General features: G+C 59.7%; 22 protein-coding genes and 1 pseudogene. 15 read left to right on the top strand and 8 right to left on the bottom strand.

Annotated elements, in window-relative coordinates; all coding sequences use genetic code 11:
• The first annotated feature begins 15 nt into the window (after window positions 1-15).
• From cobU to GV819_RS10090, 8 genes are all read left to right on the top strand, one after another.
• Window positions 16-537: a bifunctional adenosylcobinamide kinase/adenosylcobinamide-phosphate guanylyltransferase gene (gene cobU, locus GV819_RS10120; RefSeq protein ID WP_161755934.1), complete on the top strand. Its 522-nt coding sequence runs from the start codon at window positions 16-18 to the stop codon at window positions 535-537.
• Complete coding sequence (gene cobT, locus GV819_RS10115; RefSeq protein ID WP_161755933.1) at window positions 534-1,589, top strand: nicotinate-nucleotide--dimethylbenzimidazole phosphoribosyltransferase; 1,056 nt, start codon at window positions 534-536, stop codon at window positions 1,587-1,589. Before cobU ends, cobT begins: the two co-directional genes overlap by 4 nt.
• Window positions 1,586-2,161 (top strand): alpha-ribazole phosphatase family protein, encoded by a 576-nt coding sequence (gene cobC, locus GV819_RS10110; protein ID WP_161755932.1) that lies wholly within the window; start codon window positions 1,586-1,588, stop codon window positions 2,159-2,161. Before cobT ends, cobC begins: the two co-directional genes overlap by 4 nt.
• 1 nt (window position 2,162) lies before the next feature.
• Window positions 2,163-2,894, top strand: coding sequence for an adenosylcobinamide-GDP ribazoletransferase (locus tag GV819_RS10105; protein WP_161755931.1), 732 nt, complete (start codon window positions 2,163-2,165; stop codon window positions 2,892-2,894).
• Window positions 2,895-2,964: 70 nt separating this feature from the next.
• Window positions 2,965-3,369 carry a MarR family winged helix-turn-helix transcriptional regulator gene (locus tag GV819_RS10100; protein WP_161755930.1) on the top strand — a complete coding sequence of 135 codons (405 nt, stop codon included), beginning with the start codon at window positions 2,965-2,967 and terminating at the stop codon, window positions 3,367-3,369.
• 51 nt (window positions 3,370-3,420) lie between these two features.
• Window positions 3,421-4,623 carry an MFS transporter gene (locus GV819_RS10095; protein ID WP_161755929.1) on the top strand — a complete coding sequence of 401 codons (1,203 nt, stop codon included), beginning with the start codon at window positions 3,421-3,423 and terminating at the stop codon, window positions 4,621-4,623.
• The gene (locus tag GV819_RS33160) at window positions 4,620-4,742 is read left to right on the top strand and encodes a hypothetical protein (protein WP_256667466.1); all 123 of its coding nucleotides are present in this window, start codon (window positions 4,620-4,622) and stop codon (window positions 4,740-4,742) included. The genes GV819_RS10095 and GV819_RS33160 overlap by 4 nt, the downstream gene beginning before the upstream one ends.
• 55 nt (window positions 4,743-4,797) lie before the next feature.
• Complete coding sequence (locus GV819_RS10090) at window positions 4,798-5,349, top strand: glutathione peroxidase (protein WP_161755928.1); 552 nt, start codon at window positions 4,798-4,800, stop codon at window positions 5,347-5,349.
• 92 nt (window positions 5,350-5,441) lie between these two features.
• Here GV819_RS10090 and GV819_RS10085 read toward each other — a convergent pair whose 3' ends face one another.
• The 3 genes from GV819_RS10085 to GV819_RS10075 form a co-directional block, all read right to left on the bottom strand.
• A complete protein-coding gene (locus tag GV819_RS10085; protein WP_161755927.1) occupies window positions 5,442-6,740 on the bottom strand; it encodes an OmpP1/FadL family transporter in 1,299 nt (432 codons plus the stop codon).
• Between the two features lie 144 nt (window positions 6,741-6,884).
• Window positions 6,885-7,367, bottom strand: a complete 483-nt coding sequence (locus tag GV819_RS10080) for a hypothetical protein (protein ID WP_161756198.1) — start codon at window positions 7,365-7,367, stop codon at window positions 6,885-6,887.
• Window positions 7,368-7,639: 272 nt separating this feature from the next.
• On the bottom strand, window positions 7,640-7,864 hold the full coding sequence (locus GV819_RS10075) for a hypothetical protein (RefSeq protein WP_161755926.1): 225 nt from the start codon (window positions 7,862-7,864) through the stop codon (window positions 7,640-7,642).
• An 880-nt stretch (window positions 7,865-8,744) separates the two neighbouring features.
• On the opposite strand from GV819_RS10075, the gene GV819_RS10070 reads away from it, so the two are divergent.
• A complete protein-coding gene (locus tag GV819_RS10070; protein ID WP_161755925.1) occupies window positions 8,745-9,068 on the top strand; it encodes a sel1 repeat family protein in 324 nt (107 codons plus the stop codon).
• A gap of 175 nt (window positions 9,069-9,243) precedes the next feature.
• Window positions 9,244-10,611, top strand: coding sequence for a DNA recombination protein RmuC (gene rmuC, locus GV819_RS10065; RefSeq protein ID WP_178125979.1), 1,368 nt, complete (start codon window positions 9,244-9,246; stop codon window positions 10,609-10,611).
• A gap of 6 nt (window positions 10,612-10,617) precedes the next feature.
• Here rmuC and GV819_RS10060 read toward each other — a convergent pair whose 3' ends face one another.
• Together GV819_RS10060 and GV819_RS10055 are read right to left on the bottom strand one after the other, a co-directional pair.
• Complete coding sequence (locus GV819_RS10060; protein ID WP_161755923.1) at window positions 10,618-14,091, bottom strand: hybrid sensor histidine kinase/response regulator; 3,474 nt, start codon at window positions 14,089-14,091, stop codon at window positions 10,618-10,620.
• Window positions 14,092-14,224: 133 nt separating this feature from the next.
• The gene (locus GV819_RS10055) at window positions 14,225-14,770 is read right to left on the bottom strand and encodes a TetR/AcrR family transcriptional regulator (RefSeq protein ID WP_161755922.1); all 546 of its coding nucleotides are present in this window, start codon (window positions 14,768-14,770) and stop codon (window positions 14,225-14,227) included.
• Window positions 14,771-14,862: 92 nt separating this feature from the next.
• Here GV819_RS10055 and GV819_RS10050 point away from each other — a divergent pair, with 92 nt between their 5' ends.
• Window positions 14,863-16,065: an MFS transporter gene (locus GV819_RS10050; RefSeq protein WP_161755921.1), complete on the top strand. Its 1,203-nt coding sequence runs from the start codon at window positions 14,863-14,865 to the stop codon at window positions 16,063-16,065.
• Between the two features lie 10 nt (window positions 16,066-16,075).
• On the opposite strand, the gene GV819_RS10045 is transcribed toward GV819_RS10050, so the two are convergent.
• Window positions 16,076-17,047: a GlxA family transcriptional regulator gene (locus tag GV819_RS10045; RefSeq protein WP_161755920.1), complete on the bottom strand. Its 972-nt coding sequence runs from the start codon at window positions 17,045-17,047 to the stop codon at window positions 16,076-16,078.
• A gap of 122 nt (window positions 17,048-17,169) precedes the next feature.
• On the opposite strand from GV819_RS10045, the gene GV819_RS33155 reads away from it, so the two are divergent.
• From GV819_RS33155 to GV819_RS10030, 4 genes are all read left to right on the top strand, one after another.
• The gene (locus GV819_RS33155; RefSeq protein ID WP_256667448.1) at window positions 17,170-17,298 is read left to right on the top strand and encodes a hypothetical protein; all 129 of its coding nucleotides are present in this window, start codon (window positions 17,170-17,172) and stop codon (window positions 17,296-17,298) included.
• A complete protein-coding gene (locus GV819_RS10040; RefSeq protein ID WP_161755919.1) occupies window positions 17,295-17,606 on the top strand; it encodes a cupin in 312 nt (103 codons plus the stop codon). The genes GV819_RS33155 and GV819_RS10040 overlap by 4 nt, the downstream gene beginning before the upstream one ends.
• A gap of 106 nt (window positions 17,607-17,712) precedes the next feature.
• Window positions 17,713-18,864: a TDT family transporter gene (locus tag GV819_RS10035; protein WP_161755918.1), complete on the top strand. Its 1,152-nt coding sequence runs from the start codon at window positions 17,713-17,715 to the stop codon at window positions 18,862-18,864.
• 83 nt (window positions 18,865-18,947) lie between these two features.
• Entirely contained in the window at window positions 18,948-20,822 is a 1,875-nt protein-coding gene (locus GV819_RS10030; RefSeq protein WP_161755917.1) for an MFS transporter, read from the top strand.
• A 63-nt stretch (window positions 20,823-20,885) separates the two neighbouring features.
• On the opposite strand, the gene sugE is transcribed toward GV819_RS10030, so the two are convergent.
• Together sugE and GV819_RS10020 are read right to left on the bottom strand one after the other, a co-directional pair.
• Window positions 20,886-21,203, bottom strand: coding sequence for a quaternary ammonium compound efflux SMR transporter SugE (gene sugE, locus GV819_RS10025; protein WP_161755916.1), 318 nt, complete (start codon window positions 21,201-21,203; stop codon window positions 20,886-20,888).
• Window positions 21,204-21,320: 117 nt separating this feature from the next.
• Window positions 21,321-22,285: pseudogene (locus tag GV819_RS10020) on the bottom strand (bile acid:sodium symporter family protein).
• Window positions 22,286-22,338: the final 53 nt, after the last annotated feature.

Here is a 22,338-nt window from a genome sequence, read left to right as displayed (position 1 = left end):
CAAAGGTGCCTAAGCATGTTGCAACTGATCCTCGGCGGAGCTCGTTCCGGCAAGAGTCGCCTGGCTGAAAAGCTGGCCACGGACAGCGGTCTGGCGGTGACTTATATCGCCACTAGCCAGCCTCTGGATGGCGAGATGAGTCAACGTATCGTCCACCATCGTGAGCGGCGTCCGGCGCAGTGGGGCTTGATTGAGGAGCCGGTGGAGCTGGCTCGGGTGCTGCAGCAGAGCGCAGCAGGCGGCAGCTGCCTGCTGGTGGATTGCCTGACCCTGTGGCTGACCAACCTGTTGATGCTCGACGATGCCAAGCGTCTGGTGGCAGAGCGTGAGGCTTTGCTGGAGTGCCTGGCAACGTTGCCGGGAGAAATCATTTTTGTCAGCAACGAAACCGGAATGGGTGTCGTACCGCTGGGCGAATTGACTCGCCGCTACGTGGATGAAGCCGGTTGGCTGCATCAAGCCCTGGCCGAGCGTTGTCAGCGTGTGGTGCTGACTGTTGCCGGCTTGCCCCTGACTTTGAAAGGAACTGCATTATGAGTAACTCCTGGTGGCTGAACCCATGCAAGGCGATTGATGTTCAGGTGGTTGAGCAAGCGCTGGAGCGTCAGCAGCAATTGACCAAACCGGCCGGTTCCCTCGGGCGCCTGGAGCCTTTGGCCGTGCGCCTGGCGGGTTTGCAAGGACGGCTCAAGCCCAGCCTCGAACAGGTGTGGATCGCCATCTTTGCTGGAGATCATGGTGTGGTCGCCGAGAGGGTTTCCGCTTATCCGCAGGAAGTGACTGGGCAGATGCTGCTGAACTTTGTCAGTGGCGGCGCCGCGATCAGTGTGCTGGCCCAACAACTGGGGGCGCAGCTGGAAGTGGTCGATCTGGGAACGGTGACACCTGGGCTGAACCTGCCTGGTGTCCGTCATCTGAACCTGGGGCTCGGCACGGGCAATTTTGTCCAAGGCCCGGCAATGACCCGGGCTCAGGCCGAGCTGGCACTTGAAGCCGGCCGCGCCAGCGCATTGCGTGCCCATGCCAACGGCGCCCAGCTGTTTATCGGCGGTGAAATGGGCATTGGCAACACCACTGCTGCCAGTGCCATTGCCTGTGCCTTGCTGGATATTCCGGCGGCGCAGTTGGCCGGACCCGGCACCGGCCTGGATGCCGAGGGCGTCAACCATAAGGCCCGGGTGATCGAGCGTGCCCTGACGGTGCATGCCGCTTGCCGAGGCGATGCCTTGCAGAGCCTGTTCAGTCTTGGCGGTTTTGAAATAGCGGCTTTGGTGGGGGCTTACTTGGCTTGCGCCCAGGAAGGTATCGCGGTGCTGGTGGATGGTTTTATCTGCAGTGTCGCAGCCCTGGTGGCGGTGCGCCTGAATCCGTCTAGTCGTCCATGGCTGTTGTTTGCCCACCAAGGGGCCGAACCCGGGCATCGGCTTGTGCTACGCATTCTGGACGCGGAGCCGTTGCTGGATCTCGGCCTGCGCCTGGGCGAAGGCAGCGGCGCTGCATTGGCAGTGCCGTTGCTGCGGCTTGCCTGTGATCTGCATGGGCAGATGGCGACTTTTGCCGAGGCGGCCGTGGCGGATCGTCCGGCATGACCTTGCATCTGGACCTGCTGCGCCACGGTGAGACCGAGTTAGGAGGGGGCCTGCGCGGCAGTCTGGACGATGCGTTGACCGTTCGTGGCTGGCAGCAGATGCGTGAAGGGCTCCAGGGTCGTGGCCCGTGGGACCGGGTGGTCAGTTCTCCGTTGCAGCGTTGTGCGCGTTTCGCCGAAGAGCTGGCGGCGCAGTTGCAGTTGCCGTTGACCCTGGAGCATCACCTGCAGGAGCTGCATTTTGGCGTGTGGGAAGGGCAGAGCGCGGCGGCGCTGATGGAGACCGATGCCGATGCGTTGGGGCGTTTCTGGTCCGATCCTTATGGCTTCACTCCTCCTGAGGGCGAGCCGGTAGAGGCATTTTCCCGGCGGGTCCTGGGGGCAATCGACCGCTTGCACCAGGCCTATGCCGGGCAGCGTGTGCTGCTGATCAGTCATGGTGGAGTCATGCGCCTGTTGCTGGCTCGGGCGCGGGGTTTGCCTCGCGAGCAGTTGCTGAATGTCGAAGTGAGTCACGGTGCATTGTTCAGCTTGAAGGTGGTCGCCGCGGGTCACTTGAGCGAGGAAGGCTGAAATGTTGCCATTCTGGATTGCCTTGCAGTTTCTCAGCAGCTTGCCGATCCGCCTGCCGGGAATGCCCCAGCCTGAAGAGCTGGGGCGCTCATTGCTGTTCTACCCGTTGGTGGGGTTGCTGTTCGGCATGCTGTTGTGGGCGTTGAACGCCTTGCTCGGCGGCACTCCCTTACTGGTACATGCGGCCCTGCTGCTGACGGCTTGGGTCTTGCTCAGTGGTGGCTTGCACCTGGATGGGTTGGCAGACAGCGCTGATGCCTGGCTGGGGGGCTTCGGTGATCGTGAGCGAACCCTGAGCATCATGAAGGACCCTCGCAGCGGACCGATCGCTGTAGTGACTCTGGTGATGGTGCTGTTGCTCAAGTTCACCGCCCTGGTGGCGCTGATCGAGCAGCAGCAAGGTTTTGCCTTGTTGTTGGCGCCGCTGATTGGACGTGCGGCATTGCTGGGGCTGTTTCTCGGCACGCCTTATGTACGTGCCGGAGGGCTGGGGCAGGCTCTGGCCGATCATCTGCCGCCGCTGGCTGGCCGGCAGGTGTTGGGCCTGAGTGTGCTGGCCTGCCTGTTGCTGGGAGGTTACAGCGGGTTATGGGCGATGCTGCTGGCGGTGGTAGCGTTCTTCTGGTTGCGTCAGTTGATGATGCGGCGCTTGGGTGGCACCACTGGGGATACCGCAGGTGCTCTATTGGAGTTGCTGGAAACGACTGTGTTGTTGGCAGTGGTGGTGTTTTGAGCAAAGCGTCGACTGGGCGATTTTTCCGAAAAATCTTGCTATGGATTAATCACGGGTATATACACGCATCATGCTTCCCTCTCAGTGTTTATGCACCAACCTGCGTCGCGCCGCACGTGGCGTCAGCCGGTACTACGACGGTGTCCTCGATGGCTTCGGGATCAATGTCGCCCAGTATTCCTTGCTGAACAATCTACTGCGCCTGGATCAGCCAAGCATCTCTAGCCTGGCGGAAGCCATGGGCCTGGATCGCAGCACTCTGGGGCGCAATGTGCGGGTGCTGGAAGCCGCCGGCCTGGTCAGGTTGATGGAGGGTGACGACCAGCGTAACCGTCTGGTGCAACTGACCGAGGCGGGGCACGAGCGGTTGATCGCCGCGCTGCCTGTTTGGGAAGCTGCCCAGCAGCGTCTGATCGATCGCCTGGGTGCCGAGAAGCGTGAAACCTTGTTGGCCTTGCTGAACGAACTGGCTTGATGCCAGTTTGTTTGAATACAAGCGGGTATATACCCGTAATTGGAGAATAAAATGTCATCGATGTGGCGTACCAGTGGCTGGGTGCTTCTCGGCAGTGCATTGATCCTGGCTCTGTCGCTGGGCATCAGGCATGGCTTTGGCCTGTTTCTGCCACCCATGAGCGCACAGTTTGGCTGGGGGCGGGAAGTGTTCGCCTTTGCCATTGCCCTGCAAAACCTGATCTGGGGTCTAGCCCAACCCTTTACCGGGGCCTTGGCCGATCGCTTCGGTGCCGCGAAGGTAGTGCTTGTCGGTGGTGTGCTCTATGCCGTCGGGCTGGTGTTCATGGGGTTGTCGGATTCGGCCCTGTCGCTGTCCCTGAGTGCCGGATTGCTGATCGGTATTGGGTTGTCCGGTACTTCCTTCTCGGTGATTCTTGGTGTCGTCGGCCGGGCTCTGCCGCCGGAGAAGCGCAGCATGGGCATGGGCGTTGCCAGTGCCGCGGGCTCTTTTGGTCAGTTCGCCATGCTCCCGGGAACCTTGGGCCTGATCGGTTGGTTGGGCTGGTCGACGGCACTGCTGGTGCTCGGGGTGTTGGTGGCACTGATCGTGCCGCTGGTGAGCATGCTCAAGGATAAGCCGCTGCCAGTACTGGGTCATGAGCAGAGCCTGTCGGAAGCGTTGCGTGAAGCCTGTTCACATTCGGGATTCTGGCTGCTGGCGTTCGGTTTTTTCGTCTGCGGTTTCCAGGTGGTGTTCATCGGGGTGCATTTGCCCGCCTATCTGGTGGATCAGCACCTGCCGGCCACGGTCGGCACCACGGTGTTGGCGCTGATCGGGCTGTTCAATATTTTTGGCACCTACACCGCAGGTTGGCTGGGCGGGCGGATGTCCAAGCCGCGACTGCTTACCGGCCTGTATCTGTTGCGGGCGGTGGTGATCGGTTTGTTCCTGTGGTTGCCGGTGACTCAGACCAGCGCCTACCTGTTTGGCATGGTCATGGGTTTTCTCTGGCTGTCCACCGTGCCTTTGACCAACGGTACGGTAGCGACCTTGTTCGGGGTCAGAAACCTGTCCATGCTCGGTGGGATTGTCTTCCTGTTCCACCAGTTGGGGGCCTTCCTCGGGGGGTGGCTGGGAGGCGTTGCGTATGACCTTACCGGGAGTTACGACTTGATCTGGCAGGTAGCGATTCTCCTCAGTCTGCTGGCCGCTGCCCTCAACTGGCCGGTGCGCGAGCTTCCGGTAGCACGTCTTCAGGCGAGCACAGCGTGAAGGCCTGGATCTTCTATGGTGTTGGCCTGGTTGTCGGCATCTTGCTGTTGCTGCTGGCCTGGTGGGGCTGGCATCGCGGCGGGCTGGCCGTGATGCAGTTGGGCATGGGCGCTTGCTAGGCAGGCACCGCGGCGAGTAACGTCGGGGTCTGTCGATTATTCAAGGACGCGGGACATGGCTGTGCGCTGGTTTGCTATTCCAGCTTTGCTGGTAACATTCGCCGGCTCGGCTTGGGCTGCGGATTGTCCGTCGTTGCTGCAGGGGTCGCTGCCCAAGTTGCACGCCAAGGAGTCCATTGATCTGTGCCAGCGCTTTGCCGGCAAGCCATTGGTGGTGGTCAATACCGCGAGCTTTTGTGGATTCGCCCCGCAATTCAAAGGCCTTGAGGCGCTGTATCAGCGTTACAAGGATCAGGGGCTGGAGGTGGTGGGTGTGCCTTCCGATGATTTCAAGCAGGAGTCCAAGGATGGTGCAGAGACCGCCAGGGTCTGCTACGTCAATTATGGTGTGACCTTTGTCATGACCGAGCCGCAGAAGGTCAGGGGCGCAGATGCGGTGCACCTGTTCAAGGTGCTGGCTGAGCAGAGCGGTGCGCCGAAGTGGAATTTCTACAAGTACGTGGTGGATCGTCAGGGGAAGGTGATCGCCCATTTTTCCAGTCTGACCAAACCGGATAATCCTGAGTTCATCGAGGCGGTGGAGCAGGCGCTGGCATCGAAGTCTTGAGTGTCTGAAGCGGCAGGAATGAAAAAGCCCCGGGTCCTGAGACGCCGGGGCTTTTTCATTCTGCATGCCAGGTAGTTGTCTGGCACCGAAGGTTAGAAGCGATAGGTTGCACCTACGCCGAAACCGTTTGCGCTGTTTTCGTACTCGGCGTTGTAAGTCTGGCCGAGTGCGTTTTTGCGGTTGATGCTGACCTTTTCTTCCTTGAGGTAAGAGTAAGCCACGTCGATGGTCAGGTCGTCAGTCGGGCTCCAGCCGGCACCGAAGCTGAGGATGGTCCGGTCACCGGTAGGGATACGTGGCGAGCGGTCAGTGTTGTTGGTTGGCGACTGGTCAAAGGTCAGACCTGTACGTACTACCCACTGCTTGTTCAACTGGTAGGAGGTACCCACGGCGTAAGCCCAGGTGTCGTGCCAGTTCTGATCTTCTTTGATGGTGCTCAGGCCGGCCGGAGCAAAGGCACCGCCGTTGGCGGCGGTTACACCTTCGTTGTTGACAGTGATGTCTTTCAGGCGGCTCCAGCGGGTCCAAGTGGTACCGGCATAGAGTTTCCAGGCATCGCTCATGTCTTGAGTGACCGACAGGTCGTAGGACTCAGGGGTTGTAACCTTGAGGGAGGCGTCGTAACGGTTGCTTTTCAGTACCGAGAACGGGCTTCCTGCGCCTGCAGTGCCTGCACCGGCATAGACGTCAGTATGACCTTCCAGTTTGTAATCCACTTTGGAGTGATAGGTCAGGCCAACGCGAGTCGTGTCGGTCGCTTGTACCAATACGCCGATGTTGTAACCCCAGGCGGTATCGTCACCCTTGATCTTGACGTTGCTGGTGTTCTGGGAAAATGGCGGCTGCAGGGCCGATTCCAATACACCGGAAATGCGGTTGATAGTCGGACCAAAACCAATCGATACCTTGTCATTGAAGGCATAGCTTACGGTTGGTTGGAGGGTCACTACCTTGACTTCACTTTTGCTGCCGAAGTTACGGCCCTGGAAGTTGCTTTCGTAGTTGGTCACCAGGCCGAACGGTGCATAAACACCCAGGCCGAATGCCCAATGTTCATCGATAGGCTTGACGTAGAAACCCAATGGCACGGCCGTGAAAGGAACCATGTCGCCGTTGTTGGTACCCTTCTGAGTACCACTGGTGTGCTTAATGTCAGTAGATGCGTCAATGGCGGCAACACCAACAGTCACTTGTTGGGTCTTGAGACGGGACATACCGGCAGGGTTACCAAATACAGTGCTTGCATCATCGGCAGCAGAAGAGCGTCCTGCAAAACCAGTCCCCATGCCACTGATGCTTTGTTCGTTAAGGGCAAAGCCACTGGCGAAGATCTGGCTAGATGCCACGGCAACAGCGAGGCTGATGGTCGATTTGAGCATTACTTTTTTCATTATTAGAACTCCTGGTGATCACCGAGGCGAAAATTACCAACATTTCGGCTTCGGCGCTATAGGCTGAAACAGTTGATTTAGAGTGTTTTTGTAGGACAATCCGACCAAAATCGGGTTTTTTCTCCGATTTTGTAAAAGTCATTGTCAGCAGGCGACCTGGCTCGGGGGGGCAATACAGGTTTGCCAGGCACAGGTGAAATCTCTCAAACGTCCTTGTGGTTGAAAGGTCTTCCTCCAGATGCGGGCCATGCCGAGCAGGTCGTCGGCAGCGGGGAGTGGGGTGTGTTGTGCTTCTACCAGCAACCAGGCGATTGCAGTGGCATACCGTAGATTGACTGTGAGCTCCAGCTGCGGTCCGCTGAGGAACGCATGTTGGCTGGCCAACCCGCGAACCAGGCTGGCCCGTTCAGGGTCAAGTGCCAGGTAATGGTCCCAAAGAGCTCTGTGGCGGGGCTCGGTGATGCGATACAGGCCATGGCCACGGCGATCGTGCAGGGCCGAGCCCAGCGCCGACTGGCTGGCGGCAATTCCTAGTAGCAAGGCTTCAGCGGTTTTGCTGTGACAGCCCAAGTACATCAGTGTTGGGCGGATCACGTAGCGACACAACTCGCTGGCGGCGATACCCATAAATCCCTCGACGGGTAAAAGTGACCGGTGAAACCTGATGAGGCTTGGCAGCGATAAAAGATTCAGGCTCACCGGAAGCGGGTCATGCCGCCTGACTTGAAGTGTAGTGTCATATCTATCTTGTAAAGGTTTGTTTTTAAAATATTTCCATTCTCTTGTTATAAGCCTTATATCGATTGGTGCTTTGGCTGGATTGCTGGGTGGACAAGCAGCAGGCAATAAAAAGCCCCGCTAGCAAGCGAGGCTTTTAGGTTTTTCAGCAATCTGGCGTATCAGGCAACCAGGGCCTGGCGGGTACGATCGATCACTGCCTGCAGCGGTTCGGCGCTGGAGTATTGATCGGGGTACAGGCGTTCGCTGTGACGGGCGATGCCATGTTCGTTGACCAGGGTGAAGCTAAAGCAGCCTTTGCGGGTAGCCATGATCAGGCAGTTCAACGGTGCAAAGGCGTGGGTGAGGGTGCGAATGGCATCCTGAGTCTGGATTTGAGTAGACATAATTATTAGGTGTTCCTACAAATGACACGGTTAAGAACCGTGCAACGTTAAAACGTTCCAGTAGCGCCGACCACCATTGGTCAAACGAAGAACCTGACTGGAACAAAGCCGCCAGTTGCAGCGCTTTAATAAGGTTGCGCTAGGGCTGGCAGGTAGGTACTTAGGAGGGCAGGCAACACAACAAGGGCAAAGGTTCTGGGCCCAGGGTGGAGATCCTGATCAATTTGCAGGTTGGTTCGGTCAGAGTAATTAACTCGTGGGCTGCTTTTGAATTCTGTTCAAGAGCGGTACATGAGTACGAGTTTTACCTGGAAACCAGCGAGGTGGTCGGTCCTTGATGTTCGACATTGTTCTCGCTTGGAGAAGGTATCGGCGGGACTTGTTCGACCAGAATTGACTTTCAGCTTGGTACTAACGGCGAGGATTCTATTGGGTTGAACGAGATAATGCAAGTGTGCTAGGAAAAAATCCCACTGGCGGAGAAAAACCGTCGTATTGAATGCGTGACTCTCAACGTTGACGCGTGTACGAAAACGGTGCGTTACCGGCATTGTTTTTGGCGCAGTTGTGCACACTTGTTGCGCAGCGTGTCACCGCCTTGTCACCTTCCCTGTAGTCTGCCCTATAGCCTGTCTCGAGAATTTAAGTCAATGAAAAACATCGGTTTTTTTTACTGGTGAAAAAAGCGTCAGTTTGACTGAAAGGCCCGTCTCATGGGGGTTTTGGAGGGTTGTATAGGGGTTGTCCACTGAGTTATCCACAGCTTCTGTGGATTGTCCCAAGCGCTTGCTCTAGGGCGGGCGTGTTGGCTCTTTTAGACTTTACCCTTGCGAAAAAAGGAGTAGAGTGGCGCGCCTTCCGATCTGCCCCACAGTGCTTTATGAAGTTTCGCTCAGTATCACCTTCTGTTACCGCAACCCCTGCCAGTGTTACCGAATCCAAGCGCTTCTCCCTGCGTGTCGCTTTGTGGCTATTAGATAGCCCACGGCTTGGACATAACCCCAACGTCAAGCATTTCGCCGGACGACTGCTCAAGCAGCCAGCCCGCGAAGGCGTGGTCGCAGCACAAAGCCGCCTTGGCCAGTTGATGTGCCGTGAGTGCGGCAACGCCCGGGACCGCCGTATCGGTCATGATTTATTGCGCCAGGCTGCCCGTGCCGGCGACCTTCGCGCTCAGCGCGAGCTGGGCCGGATCGAAGACTGAGCTGTCCAACACCTGGTGGCTTGGTTAACCTTCATTTCTTATTTCGACGGCAGGAGTCGCTATGGCTATGGACTTGACCAGCATGCTGCTTGGCCTGGCGGGTGCCGCGCTGCCGCTGCTGGCGTTGGTCTGGCAACTGCAACGTCGTGGGAGCTCCAGTCAGACTGAGCTGTCCCTGCTGGAGGAGCGCCTGGCCACGGCCCAACTGGCCCAGGAAGGACTGACAGCGCAATTGGACGCTTGCCGGGACGAAGTCAGCGACTTGAGTCAGGCCAATGCCCTCAAACAAGCGGATCTGGCTGCGCTGCGTCGGGAAGTCGAGCTGCTGCAGATCGAGCGCGATAACGCCCGGGATGCCGCCCACGCCTGGAACCTGGAGCGTGCGGCCAAAGAGAACGAGTTGCGCCGGCTGGATGCCCACGCCGCATCACTGAATGCCGAACTCCGTGAGCAGCAGGAGAGTCATCAGCAGCGTCTTACCGATCTGCAAGGTTCCCGGGATGAATTGCGTGCACAGTTCGCTGAGCTGGCCGGCAAGATTTTTGATGAGCGCGAGCAGCGTTTCGCCGAGACCAGCCAGCAGCGTCTCGGGCAATTGCTGGACCCGCTGAAGGAACGCATCCAGTCCTTTGAAAAACGGGTCGAGGAAAGCTACCAGGCCGAGGCTCGGGAGCGTTTCTCCCTGGCCAAGGAGTTGGAACGCCTGCAGCAGTTGAATCTGCGCTTGAGTGATGAGGCCACCAACTTGACCCGCGCTCTCAAGGGGCAGAAGACTCAGGGCAATTGGGGGGAGCTGATTCTCGAACGGGTACTGGAGCACGCTGGCTTGGAGAAAGGCCGCGAGTACCAGACTCAGGTCAGCCTCAAGGGGCCGGACGGCGAACGTTTCCAGCCCGATGTGTTGATCATGCTACCGGGTGACAAGCAGGTGGTGGTGGACTCCAAAGTTAGCCTCACGGCCTATCAGCAATACGTTGGCAGCGATGATCCGCAGGTTGCCCAGGCGGCCTTGAAGCAGCACGTGCTGTCCCTGCGTAATCACGTCAAGGGGCTGTCCGATAAAGACTACAAGCGACTCGAAGGCCTGCACAGTCTCGACTTTGTGTTGCTATTCGTGCCCATTGAGGCGGCGTTCTCCGCTGCCCTGCAGGCCGAGCCCAACCTGTTTCAGGAGGCTTTCGACCGGCACATCGTCATTGTCAGCCCCACCACTCTGCTTGCCACGCTACGGGTGATCGACAGCCTGTGGAAGCAGGAGCGGCAGAGCCAGAATGCCCGGGAGATAGCCGAGCGTGCGGGCTGGCTGTACGACAAGTTCGTACTGTTCATCCAGGACCTGGACGAAGTCGGCAATCGCCTGCAGCAATTGGACAAGGCCTACGCCGCGGCACGCAACAAATTGACCGACGGCCGGGGCAATCTGGTCAGTCGCAGCGAACAACTCAAGTTGCTCGGGGCCAGGGCCAGCAAGAGCTTGCCGGCGGACTTGCTGGAGCGGGCGATGACCGACGCCGAAGGGCGTGAGCTGGAATTGCCGGAATAACCGGTCTCAACCCAAGGGCAGATGCCGGCTCAGCAGGGCGCGCAACGCCGCGGGCTTCACCGGCTTGGCCAGATAGTCCAGTCCCGCTGCATGTACCTGGGTGACCATCTCCGGACGGCCATCGGCGCTGATGACCACTCCGGGCACCGGTTCGCCCAGTTGTGTGCGTAGCCAGGCCATGACCTCGGTGCCGGTTTCGCCGTCGTCCAGGTGGTAGTCCACCAGCGCCAATTGCGGGCGGACCCCCTCCTTGAGCAGCGCGGCGCACTCATCACGGTTGCGCGCGGTCCAGACCTGGCAGCCCCAGCGTGTAAGCAGGCTGTTCATGCCGATCAGAATACTGTCTTCATTATCTACGCAGAGCACTTGCCCGCCGTTGAGGGGCTGCCCGTTCAGTTCGGTAGCCTTGTCTAGCGCGACTGCGCTGCTGAGGACCAGGGGCACGCTGACACTGAACACACTGCCTTTGCCAGGCCATGAACGCACCTGCAAGGGATGGCCGAGCACCCGGCACAGGCCGTCGGCAATCGCCAGGCCCAGTCCCAGGCCTTTCTCGGCGCGGGTCTGATGGCTGTCCAGGCGCTTGAATTCCTCGAAAATCACCTGCTGCTTGTCCAGCGGAATGCCTGGTCCCTGGTCCCAGACCTCCAGGCTCAGTGAGTCTCCATGGCGACGTGCTCCCAGCAGTACCGGACCCTTGGCGTAGCGGAAGGCGTTGGTCAGGAAGTTCTGCAGGACCCGCCGCAACAGCTTGCTGTCGCTGTCAATACGCAGGCGACTGCCGCGCACGCGAAACTGCAAGCCCTGTTCCTGGGCCAGGGCCTTGAATTCGGTGCCCAGGGTGTCGAACAGTTCATTGAGGGCGAAGGGCTTGCGATCGGGGGTGATCTTGCCGTTTTCCAGGCGCGAGATGTCCAGCAGGTCGCTGATCAGGTCTTCTGCAGAGCGTAACGAACTGTCCAGGTGCTGGACCAGTTGCTGGGCGTCGGCAGACAGCCCATCGTCCTGGTGGGAGAGGGCGGCGGAGAACAGGCGTGCGGCGTTCAAGGGTTGCATCAGGTCATGACTGACCGCTGTCAGAAAGCGGGTCTTGGACTGGTTGGCGGCTTCCGCCGTGCCCTTGGCTTCGGTCAGCGCCGCGTTGAGTTGTGACAGTTCGTGGGTACGTTCGGCTACCCGCTGTTCCAGGCCTTCGTTGGCTTCGGTGAGGGCTTGTTCGGCTTCGCGGAACGGGGTGATGTCGGTGAAACTCATGACGAAGCCGCCGCCGGGCATTGGGTTGCCGATCAACTCGATGACCCGGCCATTGGGAAACAGTCGTTCGGAAGTGTGGGCCCGTCCCTGGCGCATCCAGTGCAGGCGCCGCGCCACGTGGACTTCCGCTTCGCCGGGGCCGCACAGGCCGCGTTCGGCATTGTGCCGAATGATGTCGGCAATTGGCCTACCGACACTGATCAAGCCTTCGGGGTAGTTGAACAGCTCCAGGTAGCGACGGTTCCAGGCCACTAGTTTCAGCGACTGGTCCACCACGCTGATGCCCTGGGTGATGTTTTCGATCGCTCCCTGTAGCAGTGCACGGTTGAACTGCAGCACCTCGGATGCTTCGTCGGCGATACGTACCACATCCTCCAGTTGCATCTCCCGCCCTTCGATGGCGGCCTTGACCACGGCGCGGGTCGAGGAGGCCCCAAGGACCCCGGCCAGCAGGCGTTCGGTGTGCGCGATCCACTCGCCGTCGGCGTTCTGGTTGGGGTTGAAGCCTTTGCCCTGGCGGTAGGCGAAGCGGATGAAGCTCTGGCGGGCGCGTTCTTCACCGACAAAGCGGGCTGCCAGCTTCAGCAGGTCGTCGATCTGCACCGACAGCATCGAGCGTGAGCTGAGACGTCCGCTGATTTCCTGGCCGATGAAGCGCCCGGCCTGCCAGTGTTCGGAAACCCGGGTGCGCGATAGCACCGAGACCCAGGCGAACAGCGTGAAGTTGCCGGCCAGGGATAGCACTACGCCTTGAGTCAATGGGGTGATCGGCAGGTTCAGTGGGTTGCCGTGCAGCCAGGCCAAACCTGGGAAGCTGTTCAGGGACCAGCCCAGGCTGTGGGCGGCGATGGGTAGGACCAGGGTGTAGAACCAAAGGAAGGTGCCGGTTGCCAGGCCGGCGAAAACGCCGCGACGGTTGGCTTGTTTCCAGTACAACGCGCCGAGCATGGCTGGGGCCAGTTGGGTCACGGCAGCGAAGGCGATCTGGCCGATGGTGGCCAGGCTGGCTGTGGAGCCCAGCAGGCGATAACTGACGTAGGCCAGTAACAAGATGGCGACGATGCTGACCCGGCGTACCGAGAGCATCCAGTGGCGGAAGACTTCGAAAGGCCGTTCGGCGTTTTTGTGCCGCAGCAGCCAGGGCAGCAGCATGTCGTTAGAAACCATGGTCGATAGCGCGACGCTGGCGACGATCACCATGCCGGTGGCCGCCGATGCGCCACCGATGAATGCCAGCAGGGCCAGGGCCGGATGGGCCTGGGCCAGGGGCAGGCTGATGACGAAGGAGTCTGGCAACACGCTGCTGGGCAGGAGCATTTGCCCAGCCAGGGCGATGGGCACTACAAACAGTGCGGCCAGGGCCAGGTAGGCCGGAAACACCCATTTGGCAAGGCGCAGATCCTGGGGTTCGATGTTCTCCACCACGGTGACGTGGAACTGCCGTGGCAGGCAGATGATCGCCATCATTGCTACACCGGTCTGGACCACCATCGACGGCCAGTTGATGGTTTCCTTCCAGTACTGCTCCAGGCGCGGTGCCAGCATGGCCTGGTTGAACAGGTCGTCGAAGCCGTCATACAGGCCAAAGGTCACAAAGGCGCCCACGGCGAGGAAGGCAAACAGCTTGACCAGGGATTCGAAGGCAATCGCCAGCACCATGCCCCGGTGGTGTTCGGTGGCGTCGAGGTTGCGGGTGCCGAAGACGATGGTGAACAGGGCCAGGATCAGCGACACGATCAGCGCCGTGTCCTGTGCTCGCGTGCCCATGGCGTCAGCTCCGGCGCCGATCAGCAGGTTGACCCCGAGTACGATGCCTTTGAGTTGCAGGGCAATGTAGGGCAGCACCCCCACCATGCAGATCAACGCCACCACCACTGCCAGGGACTGGGATTTGCCATAGCGGGCGGCAATGAAGTCGGCGATGGAGGTGATGTTCTCCTGTTTGCTGATCATCACCATCTTCTGCAACACCCAGGGCGCGAACACCAGCAGCAGGATGGGGCCCAGGTAGATCGGCAGGAACGCCCAGAGTTGTTCGGCGGCTTGGCCCACTGCGCCAAAGAAGGTCCAGCTGGTGCAATAGACGGCCAGCGACAGGCTGTATACCCAGGCCCGTACCCGCGGTGGCAGGGGCGTGCTGCGACGATCACCGTAGAAGGCGATGGCGAACATGATGGCCATATAGGCCAGGGCAACGGCGGCGATCAGCCCGCTGGACAACGACATGGAAACTCCGAAGCAAAGACGCCGGGCACCTCAGCCCGGCCAGACAGTCTGGCACGATGTTGAGTTGGCGTCAGTGTCGACCAAGGTCTCAGCGCGGCCTGATGTCGCACGGCTGTACAGCCGTGCGGGCGGGCTATGGCTGCAGGGCAATCTCGATCAGTTCATGGAGTTCCTGCACCGGCAGCGGTGCGGCGGAGAACAGAATTCGGAACACCGTGGGCGCTACTATCAGGTTCAGCAGGCGGTCGATGCCCGGCAGGTTTTCTTCGCTGCCCGGATAGCGTTCGATAATGCTCTGCAACTGAGCGCTGAGGATGGTCACGCAATAGCCTGGGGTCGCGCTGCATTGCACGTCGCGCATCATGTTGCGTCCAGGTTCCGAACTCATTTCATCCAGGTATTGCTCGGCCCAGGCCTGCAGGTCGCCGCGCAGGGTGCCGGTGTTGGCTGGTTCGCTATCCGGACGCATGCGCGCCAGGGCGACATCGGCCAGCAGGGCTGACAGGTCGCCCCAGCGACGATAGATGGTCGAGGGCGTGACCCCGGCGCGGCTGGCGATCTGCGGTACGGTCAGGGTCGAGCGTTCCTGTTCGTCAAGAAGCTCGCGGACCGCGGTATGGATGGACTCTTGAACCCGGGCGCTGCGACCGCCAGGGCGTAAACCTTCTCTAATAGTCATGGCGTCGAACCTTAACACAAAGAATTTGCTTTAAGCCCGTGACAGTCGCACACTCCACAAAAGCAAAATATTAGCTTTAGTGGAGCGTGTTCATGTCCGGTGTTATCGACACTTGCGTGTCTAACCGTCGCAGTCTGGTGTTTCTGGCCATTACCCTGCTCAGTTTTCTGGCGGCATCCAGCGTACCGACGCCGCTGTATCACCTGTATCAGGAATCCCTGCACTTCTCGTCGGCAGTCTTGACCCTGGTCTTCGGGGTCTATGCCTTGAGCTTGTTGGCGGCCTTGCTGACAGTGGGGTCGCTGTCGGATTACCTGGGGCGCCGGCCGGTGATTTTTGTCGCCTTGCTGATCAATATCCTGGCAATGCTGCTGTTCATCAATGAAAGCAGTGTGCAGTGGCTGATTGCTGCGCGCGTGATGCAGGGGTTTGCCACTGGCATGGCCACCAGCGTGCTCGGTGCCGCGTTGCTGGACACAGACCCCCGGCAGGGGCCCTTGGTCAATAGCGTTGCTCCATTGCTGGGGATGGCTTGTGGTGCCATGGGAGCCAGCCTGCTGGTGGAATTTGCGCCATGGCCGCTGCAACTGAGTTATTGGTTGCTGCTGGGAGTGTTCCTGGTCCAGGCGCTGTATGTCTGGCGTCTGCCGGAAAGTGTCAGTCCGCAAGCGGGTGCCTGGGCTTCCCTGCGGCCCAGGCTGCATGTCCCGCCACAAGCACGGTGGGCTTTATGGCTGGCGTTGCCGGTGGATGTGGCGGTCTGGGCGGTGGGTGGCTTTTATCTGTCCCTGGCGCCGTCCCTGGTGCGGGCCGCTACCGGGTCCACCTCGAACCTGATCGGCGGTGCACTGGTGGCCGTGCTGACACTCAGTGGCGCGCTGATGATCTTCTCCCAGCGTCAGCGCCCGGCGGACAAAGTCCTGCGTTTGGGGGCGGGCTTGTTGGCGGTGGGAGTGATGCTGATTCTCGGTGCGGTGCATAGCGCCAGCCTGATGCTGTTCTTCTTCGGCACCCTGGTACTGGGCAGTGGCTTTGGCGCCGGATTTCTCGGTGCACTGCGCAGCGTGGTGCCTCTGGCCTTGCCTCACGAGCGGGCGGGCTTGATGTCGGCGTTTTATGTGTTGAGTTATCTGGCCTTTTGCCTGCCGGCGCTGCTGGCAGGAAGTCTCACGCGCAGCTTCGGCCTGATTGCCACCACCGATGGTTATGGGGCAGTGCTGATCCTGCTGTCCCTTGGCGCTCTGTTGGCCCTGATGCGCCGCCGCTCAGCCTCGGCTTGTGGCGTTGGACTCTGAATCAGGCGTCTCAAGGGCGTCGGTACTGCGCCCGATAAGCCGAAGGGGAGAGATGTAGCACTGCATTGAAATGCTGGCGCATGGATAGAGTGCTGACAAAGCCTGACTCCACGGCAATGGCGTCGATGCTCTGCTGGCTGGTTTCCAGCAGGCGCTGGGCATGGTTCAGGCGTCGACCAAGCAACCATTGGCCCAAGGTGGTGCCAGTCAGTTGGCGGAAATGCCGAGTGAAAGAGCGTCGACTCATGGTTGCGCGCTCAGCCAGTGAGTCCAGTGAGTGGTTCCGAGTGAAGTTCTCTCCCAGCCATTGCAACAGCTGCCCCATAGGATTGCGCTCGCCAGCCTGGGGCAGGGGGTGGTCGATGAATTGGGCCTGGCCGCCGGAACGATGAGGAGCGATCACCAAGCGACGGGCCAGCTTGTGGGCGCTCTGGGCGCCGCACAACTGTTGTAGCAGATACAGGCAGCAATCCAGTCCGGCAGCGGTACCTGCGGAAGTGAGCAGGGTACCGGCTTGGGCATACAGCACGTCGGCGTCCAGTTCCACCTCTGGGTATTTTTCGCTGAACGCCCGGGCCCAGTGCCAGTGAGTAGTGGCTTTGTGGCCATTCAAGAGCCCGGTCTCGGCCAGGACAAAAGCCCCGAGGCACAATCCCACCAGGCGTGCGCCCCGCTGATGAGCGTTGTACAGCGCATCGAGCAGCACTTGGGGCGGTCGCTCCAGGCTGTCGCGCCAGGAAGGCATGACAATCACGTCAGCCTCGTGCAACTCGCTCAGGTCGTGATGGACAGTGATCTCGAAACCGGCGGATGTTCGCAGTGGCAGGTTCTCGAAGGCACAGACTCGCACCTGAAAGCGTGGCAGTTCGAAATCCTGGTGTTGTTCATCGAATACCAGCAATGGTACTGACAGGTGAAAGGGGCTGATGCCATCAAAGGCGATCACCGCAATGCGCAAAGGTGGATCGACATCGGCGTGCATGCTTGGGCCCAGGTGAAAGGATTGGCCCGATTCTATCGGAAGATGGCTTTCTGGCCACTTACTAACAGCGCTGACCAAGGTCACCCTGGATGCTCGCTTTTTGCTCTGAAGGAATGCACACCATGTCCCCTGTATTTCGTTATCTGCTGATCGGTAATGACTGGCGTGCGCTGTGTCTTGCCTGCTACTGGGTTGAAGCCGCTCGACAACTGGGTGGAGCGATGGGAGCGCGGTGGGGGAGCCAGGCATGAAGGTCATTCGCAGTGCCGAGTTTGTTGGTGATCGAGCCTGGGCGGCACTGGATATTGCCAGCATGAATGGCATCAGTACGCGCCTGCACTGGACCGACCAGCCCTATCGATGGCACATCAATGACGGCCAGGAAGTTTTTGTGGTCCTGACCGGCCGGGTGCAGATGCACTATCGCCAGGAAGGTCGGGAGCAGGCGGTGATGCTGGAGGTTGGAGATATCTTCTACGCCGACCTTGGCACCGAGCACGTGGCTCATCCGCAAGGGGTCGCCAGAGTGTTGGTGATCGAGTCCGAGGGCAGTGTCTAGCTATATATTTGTAAAATAGATAACAGATAGAGAAATTACCCGTTATATAGATATTCGATTAGGTTCTACCATTGGCTCCACCTCATCAGGGGACAGGAGACACGCCATGACATGTACCCATAGCAGCAAACCCGGCCACCGGCCCTTGAGCCATTTACAACACCCCCGGGAAGCCATTCGCCAATTCACCCCCAACTGGTTCGCGGCCACCATGGGCACCGGCGTCTTGGCGTTGGCCCTGGCCCAGTGGCCGGCCGAGGTTCCCGGGCTGCACCTGGTGGCCGAGGGGTTCTGGTGGCTGACCATCGCTTTGTTCGTGTTGTTTACGCTGATGTATGCCGCGCGCTGGGTGTTGTTCTTCGATGAGGCGCGACGGATTTTCGGGCATTCCACGGTCTCGATGTTCTTTGGCACCATTCCGATGGGCCTGGCGACCATCATCAATGGCTTGCTGCTGTTCGGTATCCCTCGCTGGGGCGAGGGTGTCGTGAACCTGGCGCAAGTGCTCTGGTGGCTGGATGTGGCGATGTCCCTGGCGTGCGGGATCCTGATCCCCTACATGATGTTCACCCGCCAGGAACACAGCATCGATCAGATGACCGCTGTCTGGCTGTTGCCGGTGGTGGCAGCTGAAGTGGCGGCGGCCAGTGGCGGCCTGCTGGCACCCCATCTGCAGGACGCCCACGGGCAACTGGTGATGCTCAGTACCAGCTATGTGCTGTGGGCCTTTTCGCTGCCGGTGGCATTCAGCATCCTGACCATCCTGCTGCTGCGCATGGCCCTGCATAAATTGCCCCACGAAAGCATGGCGGCCTCGAGCTGGCTGGCCTTGGGGCCGATTGGTACCGGCGCCCTGGGTATGCTGGTGCTGGGGGCCGATGCGCCGGCAATCTTCAGCGCCAACGGCTTGCCAGGTGTCGGCGAGATTGCTGCCGGCCTGGGGCTTGTGGCAGGGCTGACGCTGTGGGGTTTTGGCCTGTGGTGGATGCTGATGGCGGTGCTGATTACCCGACGCTACCTGCGTGAAGGCATCCCCTTCAACCTCGGCTGGTGGGGCTTCACCTTCCCGTTGGGCGTGTATTCGCTGGCCACCCTGAAACTGGGCAGCACCTTGCATCTGGGGTTCTTCAGTGTGTTCGGCGCGGTGCTGGTGGTGGCCCTGGCGGCGATGTGGCTGATCGTGGCCAAGCGCACGGTCCAGGGTGCATATAAAGGAGAGCTGTTTGTTTCGCCGTGTATTGCAAGCCTACGGAAATAATCGCCAAAGATAGGTAAGGTTGTGGCCTGGATCGACGTTCGACACTCCAATAACAGTATCCACGCCACTCAGGGACATGGAAGATGAGTCACCCCTCGCAGTTCACCTTGCTTCGCAAGCGGCGGTTTCTGCCGTTTTTCATCACGCAGTCCCTTGGCGCTTTCAACGACAACATCTTCAAGCAATCGTTGATCCTGGCCATTCTCTACAAGTTGAGCATCGAGGGTGATCGCTCGATCTGGGTCAACCTCTGTGCCTTGCTGTTCATCTTGCCGTTCTTTCTGTTTTCGGCCCTGGCCGGGCAGTTTGGCGAAAAGTTCGCCAAGGATGCGTTGATCCGCCTGATCAAGTTGGGTGAGATTGCGATCATGCTGGTGGGGGCGGTGGGATTCGTCTTCGATCACTTGTCGCTGATGCTGGTGGCGCTGTTCGCCATGGGCACCCATTCGGCGCTGTTCGGTCCGGTGAAGTATTCGATCTTGCCCCAGGCACTGCGTGAAGAAGAGTTGGTGGGAGGCAACGGCCTGGTGGAAATGGGCACCTTCCTGGCGATTCTGGCGGGCACTATCGGTGCCGGGATCATGATGTCCTCGGCGCATTACGCGCCGATTGTCTCGGGCGCCATCATCGGTGTCGCGGTGCTGGGCTATCTGGCTAGCCGGGCCATTCCCCGGGCCGCTGCGGCTACCCCGGACATGCGTCTGAACTGGAACATCTTCAGTCAGTCCTGGGCTACGTTGCGCCTGGGCCTAGGGCAGACCCCGGCGGTGTCTCGATCGATTGTCGGCAACTCCTGGTTCTGGTTCGTCGGGGCGATCTACCTGACCCAGATCCCGGCGTATGCCAAGGAGTGGATGCACGGCGACGAGACCGTGGTGACACTGATCCTTACCGTGTTCTCGGTGGGTATCGCATTAGGCTCGATGCTGTGCGAGAAGCTTTCAGGGCGCAAGGTCGAGATCGGTCTGGTGCCGTTCGGCTCCTTTGGCCTGACGGTCTTCGGCCTGTTGCTGTGGTGGCATTCTGGTGGGATTCCGGAAAGCGCCAATGGCCATGGCTGGATTGAAGTGCTGGGCTTTGCCCATGCCTGGTGGGTGCTGTTCGACGTGCTGGGTCTTGGGGTCTTTGGTGGCTTCTACATTGTCCCGCTGTATGCGTTGATCCAGTCCCGTACTCCGGAGAATGAGCGAGCCCGAGTGATTGCGGCCAACAACATTCTCAATGCGCTGTTCATGGTGGTGTCGGCGATTGTCTCCATTGTCATGCTGAGCATGGTCGAACTGACCATTCCCCATCTGTTCCTGGTGGTGTCGCTGCTCAATATCGCGGTCAACGTCTACATCTTCAAAGTAGTGCCCGAGTTCAGCATGCGTTTCATGATCTGGTTGCTCAGCCATTCCATGTACCGTGTCGAGCATCGCAACCTGGAGCTGATTCCCGATGAGGGGGCAGCCTTGCTGGTGTGTAATCACGTGTCTTTCGTCGATGCCTTGCTGATCGGCGGAGCGGTCCGTCGGCCGATTCGCTTCGTGATGTACTACAAGATCTACAACCTGCCGGTGTTGAACTTCATCTTCCGTACCGCTGGGACCATTCCCATTGCTGGTCGGCACGAAGACCTGCAGATCTATGAAAAAGCGTTCAAGAAGATTGCCGAGTACCTGCGTGATGGTGAGTTGGTGTGCATTTTTCCTGAGGGTAAGTTGACTGCCGATGGCGAGATCAACGAGTTCAAGGGCGGCCTCACGCGGATTCTCGAAGAAACCCCGGTGCCGGTGATTCCCTTGGCTTTGCAAGGCTTGTGGGGGAGTTTCTTCAGTCGTGATCCGAACAAAGGCTTGTTCCATCGCTTCTGGTCGCGAGTGACCTTGGTGGCCGGGCCCATGGTGGCCGTGGAAGCTGCCGAGCCAGTGCAGTTGCAGGCGATGGTGGGGCAGTTGCGCGGACCCCGTCGCTAGTGATCTGACGGATACAAAAACGCCCGCAATGTTGCGGGCGTTTTTATTTCTGCGGCGGGGCTATCAGCTGGCGCTGACTTTCAATCCCACCAGGCCGGCGATGATCAGCGCCACACTGGCCAAGCGCATAATGGCCATGGATTCTCCGAACAGGATAATCCCGGCGATCACTGTGCCAATGGCGCCAACGCCGGTCCAGATCGCATAGGCGGTGCCCAGGGGCAGCTCCTTCATTGCCAGGCCCAGCAAGCCCAGGCTGATGGCCATCGCGATGATGGTCAGGGCGGTGGGCAGCGGACGGCTGAAGCCATCGGTGTATTTCAGGCCGACCGCCCAGCCCACTTCAAACAAACCGGCAAAAAACAAAATGATCCAGGACATGCGGACCTCATCGGTTGATGGGGTCGTCCCCAGAATTAATCACTCGATCGAGTCGCGAGGTCGTCCTCGCGCTGCGCAGTATACTGCTCAGCTTTCATCGGTCGATCAGTTTTTTGCTCAGTCATTGCTGAGTTGTGTTTCCGGTTCTTGCTCGGTTTCGTCGCGCATGCGACGGAAGTAGGTCGAGAGTAGGGCTCCGGAAATGTTGTGCCAGACACTGAACAACGCGCTGGGTACTGCCGCCAGCGGCGAAAAGTGCGCACTGGCCAGCGCCGCGCCTAAACCGGAGTTCTGCATGCCGACTTCCAGGGCCAGGGATTTGCGTTGGGCCAGCGGCAGCTGAACACTCGCCCAGTGAAGTAGCCCAGCAAGTACCCGAAGCTGTTGTGCAGCATTACTACCGCCATGATCAGCAGGCCGGACTCGGCGATCTTCGCCTGGCTGGCGGCCACCACGGCGGTGACGATGATGACGATGCTGACCACCGAAACCAGTGGCAGTACTTCCACTGCACGTTGCACGCGATGGCCAAGCAGGCGCTGGGCCAGTACCCCCAGCACGATTGGCAGCAGCACCACTTGCAGGATCGACCAGAACAACTCCATGAAGGACACCGGTAACCAGGCTGAGGCCAGCAGCCAGATCAGCGCTGGAGTCAGCAGCGGCGCGAGCAGGGTGGTCACTGCGGCTATGGCCACCGACAGGGCCAGGTCGCCCCGAGCCAACCAGGTCATGACGTTGGACGAGGTGCCGCTTGGGCAGCAGCCGACAAGGATCACGCCGACGGCAATCTCCGGCGGCAGATGGAAAGCCTGGCAGAGCACCCAGGCCACACCGGGCATGATCACAAAATGCGCTACCACCCCCAGTGCTACGCGCCAGGGGTGGCGGGCTACCTCGGCAAAGTCCTCGAGCTTCAGGGTCAGGCCCATGCCGAACATCACCAGCCCCAAGAGGGGCACGATGGCGCCTTTGAGGCCGATGAACCAGCCAGGCTGAAAGAATGCCAGCACGGCAAAAATCAGTACCCAGTAAGCGAAGGTGTTGCCGACAAAGCGGCTCAGTGCAGCCAGTGCGCGCATGACCTGTTCCTTATTATGTGAAAACGCCACCGAAGGCGGTGGCGTCTGTTGCA

The sequence above is a fragment of the Pseudomonas sp. Fl5BN2 genome (assembly GCF_009908205.1).
Lineage (GTDB): Bacteria > Pseudomonadota > Gammaproteobacteria > Pseudomonadales > Pseudomonadaceae > Aquipseudomonas.
Note: the sequence above shows the minus strand (reverse complement) of the source record. Positions and strands in the feature narration are given on the sequence as shown.

What these genes read in the sequence shown, in the direction of transcription:
- GV819_RS10090 (WP_161755928.1), top strand. Translation starts at nt 4,798, where the DNA reads ATGGCTGTGCGCTGGTTTGCTATTCCAGCTTTGCTGGTAACATTCGCC.
- GV819_RS10030 (WP_161755917.1), top strand. Translation starts at nt 18,948, where the DNA reads ATGAGTCACCCCTCGCAGTTCACCTTGCTTCGCAAGCGGCGGTTTCTG.
- cobU (WP_161755934.1), top strand. Translation starts at nt 16, where the DNA reads ATGTTGCAACTGATCCTCGGCGGAGCTCGTTCCGGCAAGAGTCGCCTG.
- GV819_RS10055 (WP_161755922.1), bottom strand. Translation starts at nt 14,770, where the DNA reads ATGACTATTAGAGAAGGTTTACGCCCTGGCGGTCGCAGCGCCCGGGTT.
- GV819_RS10060 (WP_161755923.1), bottom strand. Translation starts at nt 14,091, where the DNA reads ATGTCGTTGTCCAGCGGGCTGATCGCCGCCGTTGCCCTGGCCTATATG.
- GV819_RS10100 (WP_161755930.1), top strand. Translation starts at nt 2,965, where the DNA reads ATGCTTCCCTCTCAGTGTTTATGCACCAACCTGCGTCGCGCCGCACGT.
- GV819_RS10045 (WP_161755920.1), bottom strand. Translation starts at nt 17,047, where the DNA reads ATGCACGCCGATGTCGATCCACCTTTGCGCATTGCGGTGATCGCCTTT.
- sugE (WP_161755916.1), bottom strand. Translation starts at nt 21,203, where the DNA reads ATGTCCTGGATCATTTTGTTTTTTGCCGGTTTGTTTGAAGTGGGCTGG.
- GV819_RS10070 (WP_161755925.1), top strand. Translation starts at nt 8,745, where the DNA reads ATGAAGTTTCGCTCAGTATCACCTTCTGTTACCGCAACCCCTGCCAGT.
- GV819_RS10085 (WP_161755927.1), bottom strand. Translation starts at nt 6,740, where the DNA reads ATGAAAAAAGTAATGCTCAAATCGACCATCAGCCTCGCTGTTGCCGTG.
- GV819_RS33155 (WP_256667448.1), top strand. Translation starts at nt 17,170, where the DNA reads ATGTCCCCTGTATTTCGTTATCTGCTGATCGGTAATGACTGGCGTGCG.
- GV819_RS10040 (WP_161755919.1), top strand. Translation starts at nt 17,295, where the DNA reads ATGAAGGTCATTCGCAGTGCCGAGTTTGTTGGTGATCGAGCCTGGGCG.
- cobC (WP_161755932.1), top strand. Translation starts at nt 1,586, where the DNA reads ATGACCTTGCATCTGGACCTGCTGCGCCACGGTGAGACCGAGTTAGGA.
- GV819_RS10050 (WP_161755921.1), top strand. Translation starts at nt 14,863, where the DNA reads ATGTCCGGTGTTATCGACACTTGCGTGTCTAACCGTCGCAGTCTGGTG.
- GV819_RS10075 (WP_161755926.1), bottom strand. Translation starts at nt 7,864, where the DNA reads ATGTCTACTCAAATCCAGACTCAGGATGCCATTCGCACCCTCACCCAC.
- cobT (WP_161755933.1), top strand. Translation starts at nt 534, where the DNA reads ATGAGTAACTCCTGGTGGCTGAACCCATGCAAGGCGATTGATGTTCAG.
- GV819_RS10035 (WP_161755918.1), top strand. Translation starts at nt 17,713, where the DNA reads ATGACATGTACCCATAGCAGCAAACCCGGCCACCGGCCCTTGAGCCAT.
- GV819_RS10105 (WP_161755931.1), top strand. Translation starts at nt 2,163, where the DNA reads ATGTTGCCATTCTGGATTGCCTTGCAGTTTCTCAGCAGCTTGCCGATC.
- GV819_RS10095 (WP_161755929.1), top strand. Translation starts at nt 3,421, where the DNA reads ATGTCATCGATGTGGCGTACCAGTGGCTGGGTGCTTCTCGGCAGTGCA.
- GV819_RS10080 (WP_161756198.1), bottom strand. Translation starts at nt 7,367, where the DNA reads ATGGGTATCGCCGCCAGCGAGTTGTGTCGCTACGTGATCCGCCCAACA.